Here is a 20,263-nt window from a genome sequence, read left to right as displayed (position 1 = left end):
GGGCAGCCTCCTGTGCGTTACGGGTGCCGGCCGCAGGAACCAGCCCCGGGCGCCGGTCCCCCGGACATCGGGCCGCGGCCTCAGGCCTCAGGCCTCGGGAACCAGGTCCCCGTGGCCGTCCTCGCGCAGCGCCGCCCGCAGCTTGGCCGCGTTGGCATCCATCCTGGCGGGATCCGGGTTGGTGTCTGCCCGTGCCAGGTCGAAGTCGGCCAGCGAGTTGGTCGGCCACACGTGCACATGCAGGTGCGGGACCTCGAACCCGGCAATCATCAGCCCTGCACGCTCGGAGGCGAAAGCGCGAACCTGGGCGCGGCCGATCTTGCCCGCCACATCGACCAGGTGTGTCATCAATTCGGCCGGGGCCTCGGTCCACTTGTCGAGTTCTTCGCGCGGCACCACCAGGGTGTGCCCGTGCGTGATCGGCCCGATGGTCAGGAACGCGACGCAGTGCTCGTCCTTCCAGATGAAGCGCCCGGGGATCTGGCCGTCGATGATCTTGGTAAACAGCGTGCTCATGCACCCTCCATGTGGTCGTTGCCGCGCAAGGTGGCGGCATCCAGGACAAACCTGTACTTCACGTCGGCTGCGACCATCCGGTCCCACGCCTCGTTGATGTGCTGCGCCCCGGTCAGCTCGATCTCGCACGCCACCTGGTGTTCGGCGCAGAAGTCGAGCATTTCCTGGGTCTGCGCGATCGAGCCTATCAACGACCCGGTGTAGCTCAGCCGTTTGTGGACCAGCTCCCGGGTGTCGAACCCCGGCATCGGGCCATCGGGCAGCGAGAGCTGGACCAAGGCGCCGTCGCGGCGCAGCGCCTTGAGGTAGGGGCCCACCTCGTGCGGGGCCGAGACCGTGTCGATGAGAAGGTCCAGGGTGTCGCGGATCCCGCGCAGCGCGGCCGCATCCAGCGTGTCGATGACCGTGTGTGCGCCCAGGGCCAGCGCCGAGTCGTGCTTGGCGTCCCCGCGGGTCAACACGGTGACCTCGGCGCCCATCGCGACGGCCAGCTTCACGGCCATGTGCCCCAGCCCGCCCAGGCCCAGGACCCCCACGCGGCTGCCGGGCCCCACGTTGTGGTGGCGCAGCGGCGAGTAGGTGGTGATCCCGGCGCAGAGCAGCGGTGCGGCCGCGGCCGGATCCAGCGCCGCGGGGATCCGCAGCACGTAGCCGGCGTCCACCACGATGCGCGTGGAGTACCCGCCTTGGGTGTATTCGCCGGTGCGGGCGTCGTGCCCGCCGTAGGTTGCCACCGACCTGGTGCAGAACTGCTCCAGGCCAGCGCGGCATTCCCCGCATTCGCGGCAGGAATCCACCAGGCAACCGACCCCCACCCGGGTGCCGACGTCCAGGTCGGCGACCGCGTTGCCGGTCTGCGAGACGATGCCGACCATCTCGTGCCCGGGAACCAGCGGCAGCCGCTTGGTGCCCCATTCCCCGCGCCCGGTGTGCACGTCGGAATGGCACAGCCCGCAGAATTCGATCTCGATGACCACGTCGCGCGGACCGGGTTCGCGGCGGTGGATCAGCATGGGCACCACCGGCCCGCCGGCCCGTGCGATGCCCAGCGCCGGCACCGCCTCCGGGGCCATGGCCGCGGCCGGGACCCGGCTGCGTTCGCGCTCGTGCAGCCTGGCGGCGGTGTCAAGGGGCGGGGGCTTCGGTCGACCAATCATGCTTCGAACCTACCGCGGCCCCGGGCCCGGAGCCAGCGGCCGCGCTTCACGCCGGGATCCGGCCGGTCACGGGGTGGTGCCCGTGGCGGCCGGCCGGGCCGGATCGGCGCTGTACTGCGACCATGACCCGGGGTAGAGCGCCGCGCGCACTCCGATGGTTTCCAGCGCGAGGACCTGGTGCGCGGCGGTGACGCCCGAGCCGCAATATGCCGCAATATCCTGTGAGCCGGCACCGGGCTGCACGCCAAGCTCCCCCAGGGCCGCGGCCAGCGGGCCAGGTGCCAGCAGGTGCCCGTCGGCCCCCAGGTTCTCGGTGGCGGGGCGGCTGCGTGCCCCGGGGATGTGCCCGGCGCGCGGGTCGATCGGCTCGACCTCGCCCCGGTAGCGCTCCGCGGCGCGGGAATCGAGCAGGATCCCGTGTCCCGGGAACGCGGCGGCCGCATCGATGTCGATCACCGGCATGTGCCCCCAGCCCAGGCGGACGTTGCCCGGGGCCGCGGTGTTCCTCCCGGTTTCCAGCACGTGCCCGGCGGCTTCCCACCCTTGGACTCCCCCGTCCAGCACCCGGACGTCGGCGGCACCACCGTGGCGCAGCAGCCACCAGCCGCGGGCCGCGGCCAATCCGCCGGTTCCGTCGTAGAGCACCACGGTCGAATCCTCGTTGATGCCCCAGCGGCGGGCGGAGGCGGCAAGGTCGTGCGCCTCGGGAAGCGGGTGGCGGCCGGCTCCCGGCGCGGGAGGTGCCGAGAGCCCGGTTTCCAGGTCGACGAAGAGCGCACCGGGGATGTGCCCGGCCTCGTAGTGTTCCCGGCCGTGCGCATCGCCCAGCGCCCAGCGCACATCCAGCAGCACGGTGTCGGCCCCGGATGCCAGCAGTGCGGCCAGTTCCCCGGCCCGGATCAATGTCTTTCGTTCCTCGCCCATGTGCGGCGGTGTCCCTTCGCTTGCGGCCTCGGCCCGTGGGCCCCTCGTGGGATCCAGCCTAGTTCCCCGCCCGCGCCCGCCGTCCGCCGTCCGCCTTCCGCCACGGGCGCGCGTCGGGCGCCGCGCCACACGGCGGTTCGGTAGGCTTGCTCGGGTGGATACAACGCCTTTGATTTCGCTGCCCCGCCCCTCCGGAACCCGTGACTGGGTCGATGCGGCGGTACGCACCATCGAGGCCGAGTCGATGCGCTCGGCCGACACCCACCTGCACAAGCTCGAGCTGCCCCGGCAGTGGGGCATCGAGATGTACCTGAAGGACGAGTCGACGCACCGCACCGGCAGCCTCAAGCACCGGCTGGCCCGCTCCCTGTTCCTCTACGGCCTGGTCAACGGGTGGATCACCGAGGGCACCACGATCGTGGAGGCCTCTTCCGGGTCCACCGCGGTCTCCGAGGCGTACTACGCCAAGCTGCTGGGCCTGCCGTTCATCGCGGTGATGGCCGCGGGAACCTCCCCGGAGAAGATCGCGCTCATCGAGGCCACCGGGGGCTCCTGCCACCTGGTCGATGACCCCTCGGACGTGTATGCGGAATCCGAGCGGCTGGCCGCGGCCACCGGAGGCCACTACATGGACCAGTTCACCTACGCCGAGCGGGCCACGGACTGGCGCGGGAACAACAACATCGCCGAGTCGATTTTTCAGCAGCTGGCGATGGAGGAGCACCCGGTGCCGTCCTGGATCGTGGTGGGCGCCGGAACCGGCGGCACCTCGGCGACCATCGGCCGCTATGCCCGCTACCACCGCCATGCCACCCGCCTGGCCGTGGCGGACCCCGAGGGCTCGGCATTTCTGCCGGCCTGGAAGGCGGCGGTTTCCGGCGGCGACGCGGGTGCCGCCACCGGCACCGCCAGCCGCATCGAGGGCATCGGGCGGGCCCGCCCGGAGCCCAGCTTCGTGCCGGGGGTCATCGACTTCATGGCCACGGTGCCCGATGCCGCCTCGGTCGCCGCGATGCGCCACCTGCAGGACTTTGCGCACCTGTGCGCGGGGCCCTCGACCGGGACCAACCTCTGGCTGGCCTGGCAGGTCGTGGCGAACATGCTCGCCGCCGGCGAAACGGGGTCGGTCGTCTCGCTGCTGTGCGACAACGGGGAGCGCTACGCGACCTCCTACTACGATGCCGGCTGGCTCAAGGCCGCCGGGCTGGACCCGGAACCCTACGCGGGCCGGATCGAACGCCTCCTGGAAACCGGCCGCTGGGAGTAGCCGCCCCGCGGCCGGACCAAGGGAGCAGCCATCCGGGGACACGGGACTTCCCGGGTCAGCGCCGCCCCAACGCCACCGGGGTCTCGTTGGGGATCCTGCGGTAGCCCAACCCGTGCTCCGCGGCGACCCGGCCCAGGTGCCCGTCCACCAGGGACAGGCCGCGCTCGTTGAGCAGCCCGTCGTGGATCGGGATGTTGTCCGCCGCGTTGACCATGGCCAGGAACTCGATGGTCTCCCCGATCTTCGCCCACGGGGCATGGGCCGGAACCAGCAGCGTTCCCACCTCGATCCCCTCGGGCACCTGGTAGCTGTCGCCCGGGTGGTAGAGCGTCCGGTCGATGAAGTAGCCGATGTTGGCCACGACCGGCAGCGAATGGTGGATCACCGCGTGCATCCCGCCGTGCGTGGAGATCCCCATCCCCGCGGCCTCGAAGACCTCGCCCGGCCCGAGCCCGTGGATCCGCGCCGCGGCATCGGGAACCGACGCCTGGGTGGCGGCGGCCAGCACGGACGCGGCCAGTGCCGCCGGTCCGTGGAAGGCCAGCTTCGCATCGCGGCCCATGGCCGCCACCACGGCTTCCACGTCCAGGTGGTCGGCGTGCACGTGGGTGGCAAGGATGGCCTCGGCCCCCTCAAGCGCCCGCTCCAGCGGCGAGAAGGTTCCCGGGTCGATGAGAAGCGACCGGCCCCCGGAACTGACGCGGATGCATGAATGGTTGAACTTGGTAATCTCCATGGCCCCAGCCTAGGCAGGCTGCGCGGGTGCTGCATAGGGGCCCGTGCTTCGCACCGCGGGACCCGTGGATGGCCGGCCGCCCCGCGGTGCCGGGCGCGGAACCACCCGGCGTGCGGGCCCGCTGGTAAACTCAAGGTGTCCGATCGGGGCGTGCCCCGGGCGCTGTTCTTCAGCCGGTCAGCCGGCCCGAGGCGCGCAGCGTGCGGACGCAGTGCCCATCTTTCAAGGAGTGCTCCAACACATGACGAATCCTGCGACCACGCGGCGAGGAACCGAACAGCGGGTGACCAAGCAGCGCCTGGCAGTGAATGCCGCCCTGGGCCAGGTCGATGACTTCGTGACGGCACAGGAACTGCACCGCTGGCTGCTCGACGAGGGCGACAAGGTCTCCCTGGCCACCGTCTACCGGCTGCTGCTTTCCATGGCGGAGGACGGGTTGGTCGACGTGCTGCGCAACAACGAGGGCGAGGCGATGTACCGCCAGTGCGTCATCGAGCACCACCACCACCACCTGGTGTGCCGGACCTGCGGCAAGGCCGTCGAGGTCGAGGCGCCCGCGGTGGAGAAGTGGGCGGCCCGGGTGGCCGAGGAGAACGGCTTCACCGAACCCACCCACACCGTGGAGATCTACGGGCTGTGCCCGGCCTGCTCGGCAAGCCAGGCTGCCGGGACCAGCTAGCTCCGCAACCCGCCGCCCCGGCGCCGCCGGGGACGTCCCCCGTTGTCGTGCCGGTTCCCGCAAGCCGGGAGACCCGGATCCCGCTCAGGTCTCCGGGGCGGCAAACGGCGAGGGACCGAGGATCTCGATGCCCCCGTTGCGCCGTGCGGATTCCATGACCCTGCCGAAATCGACCTCGCCGGTGCCCGGATCGCCGTCTTGAAGCGGCACGCTGGCCTCCAGGTAGAACGCCTGGCAGACTCCGGGGGTGTGCAGGCACAGCACCCGCGTTCCGTCCCGGGTCACCTTGAACGCATGCGGCATCCCCCGCGGCGCCATCACCAGGCCGCCGGCACCGATCCTCGTTTCCCGGCCGTCCAGGTGCATCACGATCTCGCCGCTGAGCACGATCATCGTTTCATCCGACTCCGGATGCGTGTGCAGGGGCGTGTCCTTGCCCTTCTGAAGCCGGTCCTCAAAGAGCAGGAAGGCGCCCGCGGTCTGCGCCTCGGTGGCCTTCCAGATGTGAACCCCGCCGCCGGAGAACCAACGGCGTTCCCCCTCCCCGGGTTGGCGGATGATGGCTTGCAGTTCCTTGTTCGTGTCCACGGGACTCGCCTCGTTCACTGATGTGGCACCGGATTCGGGGCCCGAATCCCACGACAAGACTGGGGTGCCGCAGCCGCGGAGTCAACACCTCTTCCCTCCCCGGGCCTCAGGCGGCCATGGCCGCCATCTTCTCGGTGTGCCGCACCTTCTCCCGGCGCCAGGCGATGAGCCGGCACACCACGTAGATGAGGAACGAGATCGTGGTGACGTAGGGGCTGATCGGCAGCGACCCGGCCAACGCCAGCAGGATGCCGCCCACCACCGACGTCATGGCGAAGGCCACCGAGAGGCTGACGGTGAGCACTGGGTTGGAGGTCACCCGGATGGCCGCCGCGGCCGGGGTGATCAGCAGGGCCAGGACCAGCAGCGCGCCGACCACCTGGATCGACAGCGCCACGGCCAGGCCGAGGACCACCATGAATGCGACCGAGAGCCGGCCGGCGGGGACGCCGCGGGCCGCCGCCACGGCAGGGTCCACGGAAATGAAGGTCAGCGGGCGCCACATGGCCACCAACGCCACCATCACGATGAGGGAGCACACCGCCAGCACGCCCAGCTGGACGGTGTCGACGGCGACGATCTGCCCGGTGAGCAGCCCGAACTTGTTGGCGCTGCGGCCCTGGTAGAGCGCCAGGAACAGGATCCCCAGGCCCAGCCCGAAGGGCATCAGCACCCCGATGATGGAGTTGCGGTCCTTGGCCGCGGCGCCCATCAGGCCCAGCACCAGCGAGGCCAGCACCGATCCGATTAGGGATCCGACGACCACGTTGGCGCCGATGAGCAGCGCGAACGCGGCCCCGGCAAAGGAAAGCTCGGCGATGCCGTGCACCGCGAAGGCCATGTCGCGCAGCATCACGAAGATGCCGATCATCCCGCCCACCAGGCCCAGCAGGGCCCCGGCGATCAGCGAGTTGGAGACCAGCGGCAGGATCTCGGCGTAGTCTTCGAAGCTGAAGACGGTGCTCCAGATCTCGGATAGGTCCATGGTTCCTAGGCTCCTTGAAGCGGGTGCGCGCGATGCTGCGGGTCGGCGTGGGTGACGGTCTCGGGCATGCCGACGACCACGATGCGGCCGTTGGACTCGAAGACCTCGATGGGGCTGCCGTAGAGCTCGGAGAGCACCTCGCTTCTCATGACCTCCTCGGGGGTTCCCACGTGGAAGCGCCCTCCGGCCAGGTACAGCACCCGGTCCACGTATTGCAGGATCGGGTTGATCTCGTGGGTCACGAAGACCACCGCGGCGCCGTGGTCGCAGGCCTGCCGGTGGATCAGTGAGGAGATGGCCTGCTGGTGGTGCAAGTCCAGCGAGAGCAGCGGCTCGTCGCAGAGCAGCAGCCGCGGGTCGTCGGCCAGCGCCTGGGCGGCGCGCAGGCGCTGCTGCTCGCCCCCGGACAGGACCCCGACCGGGCGCTCGGCGTAGGACGTGGCGCCGACCAGTTCCAGCAGCTCGTCCACGCGCTTGCGCATCTTCGCCCGGCCCAGCCGGATGCCCCACTTGTGCCCGTCGATGCCCAGGGCGACCAGGTCGCGGGCGCGCAGCGGGGTGTTGTCGTCGAAGGATCGCTGCTGCGGGATGGTGCCGACCTGCCGCGACCCGCGGGTCGCGGGCCGCCCGGCGACCTCGACGGTGCCGGAGGACAGTTCCTGCAGGCCCATCAGGGTGCGCAGCATGGTGGTCTTGCCCGACCCGTTGGGGCCCAGCACGGCCAGGAACTCGCCCGGGGCGATGTCCAGGTCCAGCCCGTCCCAGAGCAGGCGGTTTCCGAAGCGCAGTGAGGCGCCGCGCAGGCGCACCACCGGTTCGGGTGCGGGTTTGGCCGGGGCGCCCGGCGCGGGGCTGGGGCTAGCGGCCAAGGGCCACCTCGAGTTGCTGCACGTTCGATTCCATCCAGGTGATGTAGTTGAGCCCGTCGGGCAGGGTTTCGGTCAGATCCAGCACCGGGACCCCGGCGGCCGTCGCCAGCGCGGCCACCTTCTCGGTCTGCGGCCCGGAGGTCTGGGTGTTCAGGGCCAGCACCGCGAACTCGTGCGATTCGAGCCCCTGGGCCAGCTGCCTGAGCAGCAGCGGGGGCACGTCCTCGCCGGCTTCCATCGCGGCACTGACCCCGGCGGGGGTTCCGTCGACCATCCCGGCTTCGGTGAGCAGGTAGAAGCCCAGCGGTTCGGTCATCGCGAACTTCTTGCCCTGGGCGGTGGCCCGCAACGTGTCGATGCGCCCGGCCAGCGCATCGATGCGCTTGTCGAAGGCGTCGGCCGCGGCGGTGAACCGGGCCGACTTGCCGGGCAGGAGCTTGGAGTACTCGGCGGCCAGGCCGCGGGCCAGCGCGCCGACGGTGTGCACGTCGAACCAGACATGCTCGTTGCCCTGCGCGTGGTCGTGCCCGGCATGGTCCTGCGCGGTGGGCGCGGCTGCGCCGGCGGCCTCGCCGTGCCCAGCCTGGAAGTCCACCGCGTGGATCATCGCGCCGTCGGGAAGCGAAAGGCCCTGGGCCAGCGCGTCCATGAACGGGTCATATCCCCCGCCGTTGGCGATGACGACATCGGCCTTGGACACCGCGAGCTTGTCGCGGGCGGTGGCCTCGTAGGAGTGCGGGTCCTGGGAGGTCTTGTCCACCAGGGCGCCCACGTGCACGTCGGACCCGCCGACCGCGCGGGCCACGTCGGCATACACCGAGGTGGATGCCACCACCTCAAGCACCGCCTCGCCGCCGGGTTGCGCGCCTTGGCCCCCCGGCGCGGTGGCGCAGGCGGAAAGCAGCAGGAGGCAGGCGGCGGCGGCGAGGGCGCGAAGTGGTGTGTTCATGCGGTGGGTACGGGACCTTTCGGGGAAAACCAGCAGACCCAGACTATCTCAATTGCGAGTCATTCGCATTATTGGGCGCTGCGGTTTTCCCGGCGGATGCCGCGCTTCTGGTTCTGGTCGTCGATTTCCCCGACCAGTTGCTCCAGCACGTCCTCGAGGAACAGGATCCCCAGGGTGGCGCCGGTTCCGTCGACGACACGGGCCAGGTGCTTGCCGTCGGCGCGCATCTGCTCCATCGCATCCTCGATCTCCGCGTCGCCGGCCACCACGCCCATGGGGCGCAGCTCGATGTCGGTGACCGGTTCGCGGTACCGCTCGTCGGGCAGCGCCATGACGTCCTTCATGTGCCAGTAGCCCACGAATTCCCCGTCCCGCGCGATGACGATGCGCGAGAAGCCGGTCCGGCCCACGGTGCGCTCGAACTCCTGCACCGTGGTCCCCTGCTCCAGGGCGACGACCTGGTCGCGGCCGACCATGGTGCCGGCGGCGGTGAGGTCGGAGAACTCCAGCGCCTTGCGCAGCATGATCGCGTCGTCGGCCTCCAGCGTGCCGTAGCGCGCCGAGGAGGCGATGATCGAGGCCACCTCGGCGGCGGTGAACGCGGAGTTCACCTCGTTCTTGGGCTCGATGCCCATCAGGTGCAGGAAGCGGTTGGCGATCCAGTTCAGCGAGACCACGATCGGGTGCACGCCAACCGAGAGCCACAACAGCGGCCCGGCCAGCAGCAGCACCGCCTTGTCGGCCATCGACACCGAGATGTTCTTCGGCACCATCTCGCCGAAGGTCACGTGCAGGAAGGTGACGATGAACAGGGCCAGCAGGAAGGCGATGGTCCCGGCCAGCGCCTCGGTCAGGCCCAGGAACTGCAGCGGCACCACGAAGAGGTGGTGGATGGCAGGTTCGGCGACGTTCAGGATCAGCAGCGAGCACACGGTGATGCCCAGCTGGCACACCGCGAGCATGATGGAGACCTGCTCCATGGCCTTCAGCGCACGGATGGCACGCTTGTCCCCGGCGTCGGCCAGCGGTTCGATCTGGGAGCGGCGGGCCGACATCACGGCGAATTCCGCCGCGACGAAGAACGCGTTGCCCAGCAACAGGACTATCAGCCAGAGCAGGCCGGAAATATCGCTCATGCCCGTCCCCCCACTGCTTCGTCGGGGCTGGGGGCCGAGGCGGCGCTCGAGGCGCTGGCCGACCTGGAATCCCTGGAAGGCTGCGGCGGACGCGGCACGAAGTGCAGTTCCGCGACGCGGCGCTTGTCCAGCGCGGTGACGGTGAAGGCGCCGCCCTCGGTGTCGACCTCGTCGCCGAGGAACGGGATCCGGCCCAGTTCGGCCATCACGAACCCGCCCACGGTTTCGTAGGCGGCGTCGTCGGGGATCTCGACCTCGCCGATGAGCTCGTTGAGCTGGTCCGGGCGGAACATGCCCGGGATCATCCAGGAGCCGTCGGGCAGTTGGCGCACCTCGGGCCCCGCGGAGTCGTGCTCGTCGGCGACTTCGCCGACGATTTCCTCAATCAGGTCTTCCAAGGTGACCATTCCGGCGGTTCCGCCATATTCGTCAAGCACGATCGCCATTTGCAGGTTTGCGCCGCGCAGCTGCACCAGCAGCGTGTCCAGGTGCACGGTTTCCGGGACGAAGATCACCGGGGTCTTGTTTTCGCCGACCTCCTTGCCGGCCCGCTTGTCGCGCGGGATGGCAATGATGGTCTTGACGTGGCACACGCCCTTGATCTCGTCCGAGGAGCCGTCGGTGACGGGGAAGCGGGAGTACCCGGTCTGCTTGGCCAGCTCGATGACCTCCTGGACGTGGGCGGTGTGGTCGATGGTCTGCATCCGGGTGCGCGGGGTCATCACGTCGGCGGCCGAGCGTTCGGAGAAGCGCACGGTGCGGTCGACGAAGAGCGCCGCATCCTTGTCCAGGGTGCCCAGTTCCGCGCTGCGGCGCACCAGCGAGACCAGCTCGGCCGGGGAACGCGCCCCGGAGATCTCCTCCTTGACCTCGAGCCCGAACAGGTGGAGGACCTTGTTGGAGAAGCCGTTGAGCAGCACGATGGCCGGCTTGAAGACGGCGGTGAAGATCAATTGCGGCCGGGCGAGCGCGCGGCCGATGTCGAAGGCCTTGGCGATGGCCAGGTTCTTCGGGACCAGTTCGCCGATGACCATCGACAGCAGCGTGGCCAGCAGCATCGCCACGACCAGGGACACCGGCACTGCGGAGTCCCCGAGCCCGAGGGCCAGCAGCGGGCCCTGGAGCAGCTTGCCCACCGATGGTTCGATGACGTAGCCGGTCAGCAGCGTCGTCAGGGTGATGCCCAGCTGGCAGGAGGAAAGTTGCGTGGAGAGCGACTTGAGGCAGTGCAGCAAGGCAATGGCCTTGGTGTCCCCCGCATCCACTGCTTCCTGCACGTTGGCCTGGTCGAGGGCGACGAGGGAGAATTCGACGGCGACGAAGAAGCCGGTGCCCAGGATCAGCAGCAGGCCAAGGGCCAGCAGCAACCATTCCATCTAGTGTTTCACCGCCCCGCCGGCGGGGCGGATTCGGGGGGCGGAAACGCCGCGGCCCGGAAACCTAGGGTGTGTGCGCCGGCAACAAGAAGGCTCCGATGGGGAGACCGAACTGGGCGAGCAATGACATGTATGGCCGGCACCGCGTGATTTCACGACTGGCCGGCACAGAGAGTGGCTGTCCATAACAATGCCAGTGTATCTGAACCGCGACTTGAGCACATGCGCCGTTCCCCGGGTCCGGCACCCGCTCGCGCCGTCCCCCCGCTGCCCCGAATCGTGCACCGCGGGCCCCGGGTGTGAGCCCGGTCGCTTGAATCGCCGTTCGGCGCGCCACGCATGTGATAACCGGCTCATTGGTTCCCATCCGGCGCGGATTAGTCACTAGACTACTTAGCAGGTCTAGAACTATGCCCTCGTGACGGGTTTCCGCTCGAAGGCGCTTGGACAAACGGAAATACAGGGAGAAGAGGCGTAATACCGTGCCAGATCAATCGCACCACCGACTCACCGAAGAGTTCGGCGGGAACGAATGGCTAGTCGATGAGCTGTACCAACAGTTCCTCAAGGACAAGAACTCGGTAGACAAGAAATGGTGGGACATCTTCGCGTCCCTCAATTCGGATCAGGCCGCCGCACCCCCGGCAGCGGAGGTTCCGGTCGCTGCGACCCCGGCACCGGCTGCCCCTCCGGCCGCACCGCGCGCCGCAACTCAGGCCCGCGTCGTTGACGTCACCGGCACCATGCCCAGCGCCTCCGCGGAATCCTCCACCGCAGGTTCCGCCGCTGCAGCCGCACCGCGCGTCCCGGCCGACCCGGCCCCGGCCACCAAGTCCCAGCCGATCCCGGCGCAGCTGCCCAAGGGCACCGGCACCTCGGCATCGGGCGAGGAAAAGCGCACCCAGCTGCGCGGCCCGGCCAAGGCCATCGCCACCAACATGGAGCAGTCGCTGACCGTTCCGACGGCCACCACGGTGCGTGCGGTCCCGGCCAAGGCCCTGATCGACAACCGCGTGGTCATCAACAACCACCTCAAGCGCGCCCGTGGCGGCAAGATCTCCTTCACGCACATCATCGGCTTCGCCGTGATCCGTGCCCTGAAGCTCTTCCCCTCGCAGAACGTCACCTACGCCGAGATCGACGGCAAGCCGATGGCGATCCAGCCGGCCCACGTGAACTTCGGCATCGCCATCGACATGCCCAAGCCCGATGGCTCGCGCATGCTCGCGGTTCCCAACATCAAGGCCGCCGAAACCCTGTCCTTCTCCGAATTCTGGGACACCTACGAGGGCCTGATCAAGCGCGCACGCGCCAACAAGCTCACCGCCGACGACTACGCCGGCACCACCGTCTCGCTGACCAACCCCGGCGGCATCGGCACCGTGCACTCGGTCCCGCGCCTGTCCAAGGGCCAGGCCACCATCGTGGGCGTCGGCGCCCTCGAGTACCCGGCCGCCTTCCGCGGCGCCGCCGAGTCCACCGTTGCCTTGCAGGGCGTGGGCAAGGTCATCACGCTGACCTCCACGTACGACCACCGCGTCATCCAGGGCGCCGGCTCCGGCGAGTTCCTCAAGCTCGTCGAGTCTCTGCTGCTGGGCGAGCAGGGCTTCTACGACGAGATCTTCGAAGCGCTGCGCATCCCCTACGAGCCGGTCCGCTGGGCGGTCGACAACCAGGTCGACGTCGAGCTTCAGGTCAACAAGATCGCGCGCATCCAGCAGCTGATCCACTCCTACCGCGTGCGCGGCCACCTGATGGCCGACACCAACCCGCTGGAATACGTCCAGCGCCGCCACCCGGACCTGGACATCCAGACCTACGGCCTGACGCTGTGGGACCTGGACCGCGAATGGGTCACCGGCGGCTTCGGCGGGGCCGACCGTTTGCTGCTGCGCGACATCCTCGGGGTGCTGCGCGACGCCTACTGCCGCACCATCGGCATCGAGTACATGCACATCCAGGATCCGGTGGAACGCAAGTGGTTCCAGGACGAGCTGGAGCACCCGTACACCAAGCCGACCCGCGAAGAGCAGCTGCGCATCCTGGCCAAGCTGAACTCCGCTGAGGCCTTCGAGACCTTCCTGCAGACCAAGTTCGTCGGCCAGAAGCGCTTCTCCCTGGAAGGCGGCGAATCCCTGATTCCGCTGCTCGACGGGATCCTGTCCGACGCCGCGGACGCCGGCATGGACGAGGTCGCCATCGGCATGGCGCACCGCGGCCGCCTCAACGTGCTGACCAACATCGCCGGCAAGACCTACGCACAGGTCTTCCGCGAATTCGAGGGCACCGCGACCCCCGGCTCGGTCCAGGGCTCGGGCGACGTGAAGTACCACCTGGGCACCGAGGGTTCCTTCACCTCGGACCAGGGCAACCAGACCAAGGTCTACCTGGCCGCCAACCCCTCGCACCTCGAAGCCGTGAACCCGGTGCTCGAGGGCATCGTGCGTGCCAAGCAGGACCGCGCCGGATCCAAGGACTTCAACGTCCTGCCGATCCTGGTGCACGGCGACGCGGCCTTCGCGGGCCAGGGCGTGGTCGGCGAGACCCTCACGCTCTCCCAGCTCGAGGGCTACAAGACCGGCGGCACGATCCACGTGATCGTGAACAACCAGGTCGGTTTCACCACCGCACCGACCGACTCGCGTTCCAGCGTGTACGCCACCGACGTGGCCAAGCAGGTCCAGGCACCGGTGTTCCACGTCAACGGCGACGAGCCGGAGTCCGTGGTCCACGTGGCGCAGTTGGCCTTCGCCTACCGCCAGCGCTTCAACAAGGACGTCGTCATCGACATGGTGTGCTACCGCCGCCGTGGCCACAACGAGGGCGACGACCCGTCGATGACCCAGCCGATGATGTACAACCTCATCGAGGCCAAGCGCTCGACCCGCAAGCTGTACACCGAGGCCCTCGTCGGCCGCGGCGACATCACGCAGGACGAGGCCGACCAGGCACTGCGCGACTACCAGCAGCGCCTGGAGCGCGTCTTCGCCGAGACCCACGCGGCGCAGACCTCCCCGATCCCGGTCATCACCCCGGGCACCTCGGCCATCCACGACCTGGAGCTGCCCACGGCCCAGCGCGAGGACGAGGCAGCCTCGATCGACGCCAAGGACACGGCCATCACCGCCGAGACCCTGGCGCACATCGGCGCCGCGCACCTGGCCATCCCGGAGGACTTCACCGTCCACCCGAAGCTCAAGGTGCTCCTGGAGCGCCGCGAGAAGATGAGCCGCGAGGGCGGGATCGACTGGGGCATGGCGGAAATCGCCGCCTTCGGCACCCTGTCCATGGAAGGCGTGCCGGTCCGCCTGGCGGGCCAGGACTCGCGACGCGGCACCTTCGTGCAGCGCCACGCGGTCTTCCACGACCGCCTCAACGGGGACGAGTGGTACCCGCTGCTGAACCTGGCCGAAGACCAGGCGAAGCTGTGGATCTACGACTCGCTGTTGAGCGAATACGCGGCCCTTGGCTTCGAATACGGCTACTCGGTCGAGCGCCCGGACGCCCTGGTGCTCTGGGAGGCGCAGTTCGGCGACTTCGTCAACGGCGCCCAGACCGTCATCGACGAGTTCATCTCCTCCGCCGAGCAGAAGTGGGGCCAGCGCTCTTCCCTGGTCATGATGCTTCCGCACGGCTACGAGGGACAGGGCCCGGACCACTCCTCGGCCCGCATCGAGCGTTTCCTGCAGATGTGCGCGGAAAACAACATGGTCGTGGCCCAGCCGTCCACCGGTGCCAACCACTTCCACCTGTTGCGCCGCCAGGCCTACGCCCGTCCGCGCAAGCCGTTGGTCATCTTCACCCCGAAGCAGCTGCTGCGCCTGAAGGCCGCCGCCTCCGCGGTGGAGGACTTCACCACCGGCACCTTCCAGGAAGTGATTCCGGACACCGCGAACCTGAACCCGGCCGACGTGGACCGCGTGCTGCTGGTTTCCGGGCGCCTGTACTACGACCTGGATGCGGCCCGCACCAAGGCCAACGACACCAAGACCGCAATCGTGCGCGTCGAGCAGCTCTACCCGCTGCCCGCCGAGGCGATTGCGGCCGAGATGGCCAAGTACCCGAACGCCGAGGCCGTCTGGGCACAGGACGAGCCCGCCAACCAGGGTCCGTGGCCGTTCGTCGGCCTGAACCTGCCGGCCGAGCTGGGCAAGGCCGTGCGCCTGGTCTCGCGCAAGGCCTCGGCGGCGACCTCCACCGGCACGCACAAGCGCCACGAGGTCCAGCAGGCTCGCCTGATCACCGAGGCGTTCACCCGCTAGGGCGGCGCCGGGCGGTCCGCACCCAAAGGGTGATGTGACCGCGGAAATTGCCCTCGGGGCGGGACATCGACGGTGTCCCGCCCCGAGGTCGCTTAACCGACTGCTAATGTTGGTGCGTACGCGCCCTGAGAAAGGTCTTTCGTGGAATACCGCACTATTCGACTTACCGCCATCGGCGACGAGCTCCTGGCCGGTCACGGGGATCCGCGGGCACTGGGCTGGTATGGACGGGTGCTGGCACGCACCTCCAACACCGAGGTCCGCATCGAGAGCTACACGCTGGCCGCACCCGGGGAAGGCACCGAGGCCCTGAGCACCCGCTGGTTCGACGAGGCTTCCCGCCGCTTCGGCGAGAACGTCGACAACCGCCTGGTCATCGCGCTCTCGGACCGCGACCTGGACCTGGGCCTGTCCACCGCCCGTTCCCGGCTGAACCTGGCCAACATCCTGGACTCCGCCTCGCAGATGAGCATCAAGGCCCTGGTCGTGGGCCCGGCCCCCGGGCTTGACCCGGAACGCAACGCGCGACTGGCCGAGCTCTCCCACGTCTACGCGGATGTGGCCACGCGCCGCAAGCACCACTACGTGGACACCTTCACGCCGCTGCAGAACCACGCACAGTGGCGCAACGACCTGTCGGTGAACGGCGGGCTGCCCGGGCAGGCCGGATACGGGCTGATGGCCTGGCTGGTGCTGCACCGCGGCTGGTACTCCTGGCTGGGGTTGCCCGAGCCAGGGGCCGGCTGACACATTTTTCTCGCGGCGTACTTGTATTCTTGGGTCCGGCCGGGTGTCTATGACAGACTGGGGAAAGTCCAACTTGGGACCAGGAATTGCAAAGGAGTCCTCACATGAGCAAACGTGCACGTAAGCGTAAGGATCGCAAGCGCGGCGGAGCCAACCACGGCAAGCGCCCCAACACCTAGTCCGGACGCGGCGGCGTTGCCGCGGGCACAGACCGCAGGAACGCCGCACCCGGAAAGACCAGAGGGCCGGAGCCCGTTGATCGTCAGCTGACGATGAAACGGACTCCGGCCCTCTTGCGTGCCCCGTGCCTGGTGGCGGGCTTTCCTGCGTGGCCCCGATGTTTCTAGGCGTGGCCCGATTCGACCCGGATCTCGGAAATCCGCGTGATGATCTTCGACTTCAACGTGTCCGGCGCGATCTCCTGGCAGCTGCGTCGCACGACCGAGCGGATGATGCACTCCAGGTCATATTCCTCGGTGCATTCGGCACAGTGCTCCAGGTGGGCCTTGACCTCCGAGAGGTCCTGCAGCGACAACGCTCCGTCAAGGTACTCGTACAGACGCACGATGCGCTTGTCGTCGCAGTCTCCCAATGACTGGCAGTCCCCCATTATTTCTTCTCCGCTCCGGGCGTGGGTGCCCCTTGGGTCCTTTTTGCCGCACCGATCCCGCGCTCATGCGCATAGTCGGCGAGCAATTCTCGCAATTGTTTTCGTCCCCGGTGCAACCGCGACATCACCGTGCCGATCGGCACACCGAGGATCTCCGCGGCATCCTTGTAGGGGAAACCCTCGACGTCCACGAAGTACACCGCCAACCGGAATTCCTCGGCTATGGACTGCAGCGCGTTTTTCACGTCCGAGTCCGGAAGGTGGTCCAGGGCCTCGACCTCGGCCGAACGCAGCCCCGCGGGCGTGTGCTCGGCGGCCTTGGCCATCTGCCAATCCTCGACGGTGTCCGTCCCGGTGCGCAGCGGCTCGCGCTGGCGCTTGCGGTAGAGGTTGATGTAGGTGTTGGTCAGGATCCGGTACAGCCAGGCCTTCAGGTTGGTCCCGGGCTTGTACTGGTGGAAGGCCGAATACGCCTTGGTGTAGGCCTCCTGGACCAGGTCCTCGGCATCCGCGGGGTTGCGCGCCATGCGCATGGCCGCGGAATAGAGCTGGTCGACATATTGCAGTGCGTCGCGCTCGAAGCGCTCGCGGCGTTGTGATTCGGTCTCATCGGCTACCGGTACAGTGTCGGTGCCCTGTATATTCTCGGTCATCACGGCCAAGTCTACGCGTAGCCGCGATGCACTCGGGGCCGGGGCTTCGAGCTGCAGTACTCCCATATGTCCTCCGCCTCTTGCCTAGGAATTCCTGTACGGTGCCGGCGCAACCGGCCCCGCCAGCGGTTCTTGCCCGTTGCGCGGTTCACGCCATACAGGGGTAACACGCAAGCCCGCGACTCTATTCCACGCCCGGGCCCCGCCTGCGGCTAGAATTGGGGCCACGAGGGCACACCGATCGCCGGCCCACGGGCCCGGCCCCCAGCGGCAACGGCGCCGCCACCGCCCATGACCCACATTCCCGACCCCCCACCCCCGCCGCGGGCCAATCTCCCGCGGCGCACCCGAGACCCGGAGGCAGCCGTTGAGCACCCAAGACACCCTGGACACCGCGTGGGACGCCCCGCACCCCGAACTCCCCGTTGACGGAACCGTCGTCGTTCCGGCGTCCAAGTCGTTGACCAACCGGTATCTTCTGCTTGCCGCCCTGGCCGAGGGCCCCTCGCGCATCTCCAACGCGCTGGCCTCCCGCGACTCGGACCTGATGATCGGCGCCCTGCGCGCCCTGGGCACCGGCATCGAAACCCGCCAGGTGGCGGACGGAACCCTGGAGCTGCGCATCACCCCCATGGATCTGGGTGCCGACCTGGGACACGTCGACATCGACTGCGGGCTGGCCGGGACCGTTATGCGCTTCGTTCCCCCGCTGGCCGCGCTGGCCCGCGGTTCCTTCACCTTCGACGGTGACCCGCACGCCCGGCTGCGGCCCATGGCCCCGGTGCTCAACGCGCTGTCCGACCTCGGCGTCCCGCTGGCCGAACACGGCGAACCCGGCCTGCTGCCGGCCACCGTCACCGGCACCGGGTCCCTGGCCGGGGGCCGGATCACTGTCGATGCCTCGGGTTCCTCGCAGTTCATTTCCGCCCTGCTGCTGGTGGCCGCGCGCACCGAGCACGGCCTGGAAATCACCGCCGCCGAGGGCCGCATCGCCAGCCCCGACCACATCGAGATGACCGTGGCGACGCTGCGCGAGCTCGGCGTGGTGATCACCCGCCCCGACGAGCGCAGCTGGAAGGTCGAGCCCGGAAACATCAGCGCCTTCGAGCGCACGATGGAACCGGATTTGTCCAACGCCGGCCCCTTCCTGGCCGCCGCCATGGTCACCGGCGGAACGGTCCGCGTCCCGCACTGGCCCGCCTCCACCACCCAGGTCGGCGACCAGTGGCGCACCATCCTCACCCGCATGGGCGCGAGCGTCACGCACCACGCGGACGGCACCCTGGAGCTCACCGGCCCGGCGGAGATCTCCGGCATCGACTACGCGGACGCCTCCGAGCTCGCCCCGACGCTGGCGGCCATCTGCGCCCTGGCCTCGGGCGAGTCCCGGCTCACCGGCATCGGGCACCTGCGCGGGCACGAGACAGACCGGCTCGCCGCGCTCGTGACCGAGATCAACAACCTCGGCGGCCACGCCACCGAGCTGGACGACGGGCTGCTGATCGAACCGGCCCCGCTGCACGGCGGGGCGTTCGCGACCTACGCCGACCACCGCATGGCAACCGCCGGGGCCGTCATCGGCCTGGCCGTGCCCGGGGTGAAGGTCCTGGACATCGGGACCACCGCCAAGACCATGCCCGACTTCCCCGAACTTTGGACCACGCTGGCCGCCAGCGGAAAGGCCGCACACTAAGCACATGACACGCAGCACACGGGACTGGGACGAATCGGATGTCCGCATCCGCCCCAACAAAAAAGGCACACGACCCCGCACCAAGGACCGCCCCGCCTACGAGGACGCTAGAATCGGGCGGATCATCACGGTGGACCGCGGCCGCTACCGCGCCATCCTCGACGAGGACACCCCCGAGGAACGGATCGTGATCGCCGCCCGCGCCCGCGAGCTGCGCCGCAACCCGGTGGTCCCCGGGGACTTCGTGGCCCTGGTCGGCGACACCTCCGGGGAGCCGGACACCCTGGCCAGGCTGGTGCGCATCCAAGACCGTTCCACCTTGCTGCGCCGCAGCGCGGACGACACCGACCCGGTCGAGCGCGTCGTGGTGGCCAACGTCGACCAGCTGGTGATCGTGGTGGCCGCGGCCAACCCGGAGCCGCGGACCGGATTCATCGACCGTGCCATCGTCGCGGCCTTCGACGCGGGCATCGCCCCGCTGCTGTGCATCACCAAGGCCGACGTGCGGGACCCGGAACCGTTCCTGGAGAACTACCGGCACCTGGACATCGACATCGTGGTCTCGCGCACCACCGACGAGTCGGCCACCGGCATCGACGCCAGAAGCGCCGACGGGCTCTCGGCCCGGCTGGCCGGCACCCCGGTGGAGGAACTGCGCGAGATGCTCGCCTCGAAGGTCTCGGTGGTCATCGGGCACTCGGGCGTGGGCAAGTCCACGCTGGTCAACGCGCTCACCGGCGCCCAGCGGGCCACCGGCAACGTCAACGCCGTCACCGGGCGCGGGCGCCACACCTCCTCCTCGGCCCTGGCGCTGCGCATCGACGACGCCCCGGCCGGCTCGTGGATCATCGACACCCCAGGCATCCGCTCTTTCGGGCTGGCGCTGGTGGACCCGGAGAACATCCTCAACGCCTTCGACGACCTGGTTCCGGTCGCCAACCGGTGCGCCCGCGGCTGCACGCACAAGGCCACCGAGCCCAGGTGCGCGCTGGATGCGTGGGTGGCCTCCGGGGAGGCCGGTCCGGTGGGCATTGCCCGGCTGGAGTCCTACCGCCGGCTGCTGGGCCAGGACGAGACCGCCGAGGCCAAGGAGCTCGGGGCGCCCTGAGCATGCGG

General features: G+C 69.2%; 19 protein-coding genes. 7 read left to right on the top strand and 12 right to left on the bottom strand.

The window, feature by feature from the left end:
* Nucleotides 1-87: 87 nt before the first annotated feature.
* The 3 genes from J2T21_RS16705 to J2T21_RS16695 form a co-directional block, all read right to left on the bottom strand.
* Nucleotides 88-516 carry an HIT family protein gene (locus J2T21_RS16705; protein ID WP_307582862.1) on the bottom strand — a complete coding sequence of 143 codons (429 nt, stop codon included), beginning with the start codon at nt 514-516 and terminating at the stop codon, nt 88-90.
* Entirely contained in the window at nt 513-1,673 is a 1,161-nt protein-coding gene (locus J2T21_RS16700; RefSeq protein ID WP_373458061.1) for an NAD(P)-dependent alcohol dehydrogenase, read from the bottom strand. Before J2T21_RS16700 ends, J2T21_RS16705 begins: the two co-directional genes overlap by 4 nt.
* Nucleotides 1,674-1,739: 66 nt before the next feature.
* Entirely contained in the window at nt 1,740-2,597 is an 858-nt protein-coding gene (locus tag J2T21_RS16695; RefSeq protein ID WP_307582861.1) for a sulfurtransferase, read from the bottom strand.
* Nucleotides 2,598-2,841: 244 nt separating this feature from the next.
* Between J2T21_RS16695 and J2T21_RS16690 the strand changes: the two genes are divergently transcribed.
* Nucleotides 2,842-3,864, top strand: a complete 1,023-nt coding sequence (locus tag J2T21_RS16690; RefSeq protein ID WP_307582882.1) for a PLP-dependent cysteine synthase family protein — start codon at nt 2,842-2,844, stop codon at nt 3,862-3,864.
* A gap of 55 nt (nt 3,865-3,919) precedes the next feature.
* On the opposite strand, the gene J2T21_RS16685 is transcribed toward J2T21_RS16690, so the two are convergent.
* Complete coding sequence (locus J2T21_RS16685; RefSeq protein ID WP_307582859.1) at nt 3,920-4,600, bottom strand: MBL fold metallo-hydrolase; 681 nt, start codon at nt 4,598-4,600, stop codon at nt 3,920-3,922.
* A 241-nt stretch (nt 4,601-4,841) separates the two neighbouring features.
* On the opposite strand from J2T21_RS16685, the gene J2T21_RS16680 reads away from it, so the two are divergent.
* The gene (locus J2T21_RS16680; protein WP_307582858.1) at nt 4,842-5,279 is read left to right on the top strand and encodes a Fur family transcriptional regulator; all 438 of its coding nucleotides are present in this window, start codon (nt 4,842-4,844) and stop codon (nt 5,277-5,279) included.
* Nucleotides 5,280-5,363: 84 nt separating this feature from the next.
* Here the strand turns inward: J2T21_RS16680 and J2T21_RS16675 are convergent, their stop codons facing one another.
* From J2T21_RS16675 to J2T21_RS16650, 6 genes are all read right to left on the bottom strand, one after another.
* Complete coding sequence (locus J2T21_RS16675; RefSeq protein ID WP_307582856.1) at nt 5,364-5,867, bottom strand: cupin domain-containing protein; 504 nt, start codon at nt 5,865-5,867, stop codon at nt 5,364-5,366.
* Between the two features lie 106 nt (nt 5,868-5,973).
* Nucleotides 5,974-6,852, bottom strand: coding sequence for a metal ABC transporter permease (locus J2T21_RS16670; RefSeq protein WP_307582854.1), 879 nt, complete (start codon nt 6,850-6,852; stop codon nt 5,974-5,976).
* 5 nt (nt 6,853-6,857) lie between these two features.
* Nucleotides 6,858-7,721, bottom strand: coding sequence for a metal ABC transporter ATP-binding protein (locus J2T21_RS16665; RefSeq protein WP_307582853.1), 864 nt, complete (start codon nt 7,719-7,721; stop codon nt 6,858-6,860).
* Nucleotides 7,711-8,670, bottom strand: coding sequence for a metal ABC transporter solute-binding protein, Zn/Mn family (locus J2T21_RS16660; RefSeq protein ID WP_307582851.1), 960 nt, complete (start codon nt 8,668-8,670; stop codon nt 7,711-7,713). Before J2T21_RS16660 ends, J2T21_RS16665 begins: the two co-directional genes overlap by 11 nt.
* A 68-nt stretch (nt 8,671-8,738) precedes the next feature.
* Nucleotides 8,739-9,806 carry a hemolysin family protein gene (locus tag J2T21_RS16655; RefSeq protein WP_307582849.1) on the bottom strand — a complete coding sequence of 356 codons (1,068 nt, stop codon included), beginning with the start codon at nt 9,804-9,806 and terminating at the stop codon, nt 8,739-8,741.
* The gene (locus J2T21_RS16650) at nt 9,803-11,182 is read right to left on the bottom strand and encodes a hemolysin family protein (protein WP_307582848.1); all 1,380 of its coding nucleotides are present in this window, start codon (nt 11,180-11,182) and stop codon (nt 9,803-9,805) included. The genes J2T21_RS16655 and J2T21_RS16650 overlap by 4 nt, the downstream gene beginning before the upstream one ends.
* Before the next feature lie 482 nt (nt 11,183-11,664).
* Here J2T21_RS16650 and J2T21_RS16645 point away from each other — a divergent pair, with 482 nt between their 5' ends.
* The 3 genes from J2T21_RS16645 (at nt 11,665) to J2T21_RS20890 (ending at nt 16,370) form a co-directional block, all read left to right on the top strand.
* Entirely contained in the window at nt 11,665-15,444 is a 3,780-nt protein-coding gene (locus tag J2T21_RS16645) for a multifunctional oxoglutarate decarboxylase/oxoglutarate dehydrogenase thiamine pyrophosphate-binding subunit/dihydrolipoyllysine-residue succinyltransferase subunit (RefSeq protein WP_307582847.1), read from the top strand.
* A gap of 141 nt (nt 15,445-15,585) precedes the next feature.
* Nucleotides 15,586-16,191 carry a GDSL-type esterase/lipase family protein gene (locus J2T21_RS16640; protein WP_071213123.1) on the top strand — a complete coding sequence of 202 codons (606 nt, stop codon included), beginning with the start codon at nt 15,586-15,588 and terminating at the stop codon, nt 16,189-16,191.
* A 104-nt stretch (nt 16,192-16,295) separates the two neighbouring features.
* On the top strand, nt 16,296-16,370 hold the full coding sequence (locus J2T21_RS20890; RefSeq protein ID WP_370664980.1) for a 50S ribosomal protein bL37: 75 nt from the start codon (nt 16,296-16,298) through the stop codon (nt 16,368-16,370).
* Between the two features lie 164 nt (nt 16,371-16,534).
* Here the strand turns inward: J2T21_RS20890 and rsrA are convergent, their stop codons facing one another.
* Both rsrA and J2T21_RS16630 read right to left on the bottom strand, forming a co-directional pair.
* On the bottom strand, nt 16,535-16,801 hold the full coding sequence (rsrA, locus tag J2T21_RS16635; RefSeq protein ID WP_071213122.1) for a mycothiol system anti-sigma-R factor: 267 nt from the start codon (nt 16,799-16,801) through the stop codon (nt 16,535-16,537).
* Nucleotides 16,801-17,454, bottom strand: coding sequence for a sigma-70 family RNA polymerase sigma factor (locus tag J2T21_RS16630; protein ID WP_307582844.1), 654 nt, complete (start codon nt 17,452-17,454; stop codon nt 16,801-16,803). The genes rsrA and J2T21_RS16630 overlap by 1 nt, the downstream gene beginning before the upstream one ends.
* 367 nt (nt 17,455-17,821) lie before the next feature.
* Between J2T21_RS16630 and aroA the strand changes: the two genes are divergently transcribed.
* Together aroA and rsgA are read left to right on the top strand one after the other, a co-directional pair.
* Nucleotides 17,822-19,147, top strand: coding sequence for a 3-phosphoshikimate 1-carboxyvinyltransferase (aroA, locus tag J2T21_RS16625; RefSeq protein WP_307582841.1), 1,326 nt, complete (start codon nt 17,822-17,824; stop codon nt 19,145-19,147).
* Between the two features lie 4 nt (nt 19,148-19,151).
* Complete coding sequence (rsgA, locus tag J2T21_RS16620) at nt 19,152-20,255, top strand: ribosome small subunit-dependent GTPase A (protein ID WP_307582840.1); 1,104 nt, start codon at nt 19,152-19,154, stop codon at nt 20,253-20,255.
* The last annotated feature ends 8 nt before the right edge of the window (nt 20,256-20,263 follow it).

Source organism: Paeniglutamicibacter psychrophenolicus (assembly GCF_030812255.1).
Taxonomy (GTDB): Bacteria; Actinomycetota; Actinomycetes; order Actinomycetales; family Micrococcaceae; genus Paeniglutamicibacter; species Paeniglutamicibacter psychrophenolicus_A.
The sequence above is the reverse complement of the archived record's forward strand: the minus strand, read 5'-3'. Positions and strand labels throughout refer to the sequence as shown.

Coding starts and splice junctions, on each gene's coding strand:
- J2T21_RS16685 (WP_307582859.1), bottom strand. CDS start 4,600: ATGGAGATTACCAAGTTCAACCATTCATGCATCCGCGTCAGTTCCGGG.
- J2T21_RS16630 (WP_307582844.1), bottom strand. CDS start 17,454: ATGACCGAGAATATACAGGGCACCGACACTGTACCGGTAGCCGATGAG.
- J2T21_RS16670 (WP_307582854.1), bottom strand. CDS start 6,852: ATGGACCTATCCGAGATCTGGAGCACCGTCTTCAGCTTCGAAGACTAC.
- rsgA (WP_307582840.1), top strand. CDS start 19,152: ATGACACGCAGCACACGGGACTGGGACGAATCGGATGTCCGCATCCGC.
- J2T21_RS16700 (WP_373458061.1), bottom strand. CDS start 1,673: ATGATTGGTCGACCGAAGCCCCCGCCCCTTGACACCGCCGCCAGGCTG.
- J2T21_RS16650 (WP_307582848.1), bottom strand. CDS start 11,182: ATGGAATGGTTGCTGCTGGCCCTTGGCCTGCTGCTGATCCTGGGCACC.
- J2T21_RS16680 (WP_307582858.1), top strand. CDS start 4,842: ATGACGAATCCTGCGACCACGCGGCGAGGAACCGAACAGCGGGTGACC.
- J2T21_RS16660 (WP_307582851.1), bottom strand. CDS start 8,670: ATGAACACACCACTTCGCGCCCTCGCCGCCGCCGCCTGCCTCCTGCTG.
- J2T21_RS16655 (WP_307582849.1), bottom strand. CDS start 9,806: ATGAGCGATATTTCCGGCCTGCTCTGGCTGATAGTCCTGTTGCTGGGC.
- J2T21_RS16690 (WP_307582882.1), top strand. CDS start 2,842: ATGCGCTCGGCCGACACCCACCTGCACAAGCTCGAGCTGCCCCGGCAG.
- J2T21_RS16695 (WP_307582861.1), bottom strand. CDS start 2,597: ATGGGCGAGGAACGAAAGACATTGATCCGGGCCGGGGAACTGGCCGCA.
- J2T21_RS16705 (WP_307582862.1), bottom strand. CDS start 516: ATGAGCACGCTGTTTACCAAGATCATCGACGGCCAGATCCCCGGGCGC.
- rsrA (WP_071213122.1), bottom strand. CDS start 16,801: ATGGGGGACTGCCAGTCATTGGGAGACTGCGACGACAAGCGCATCGTG.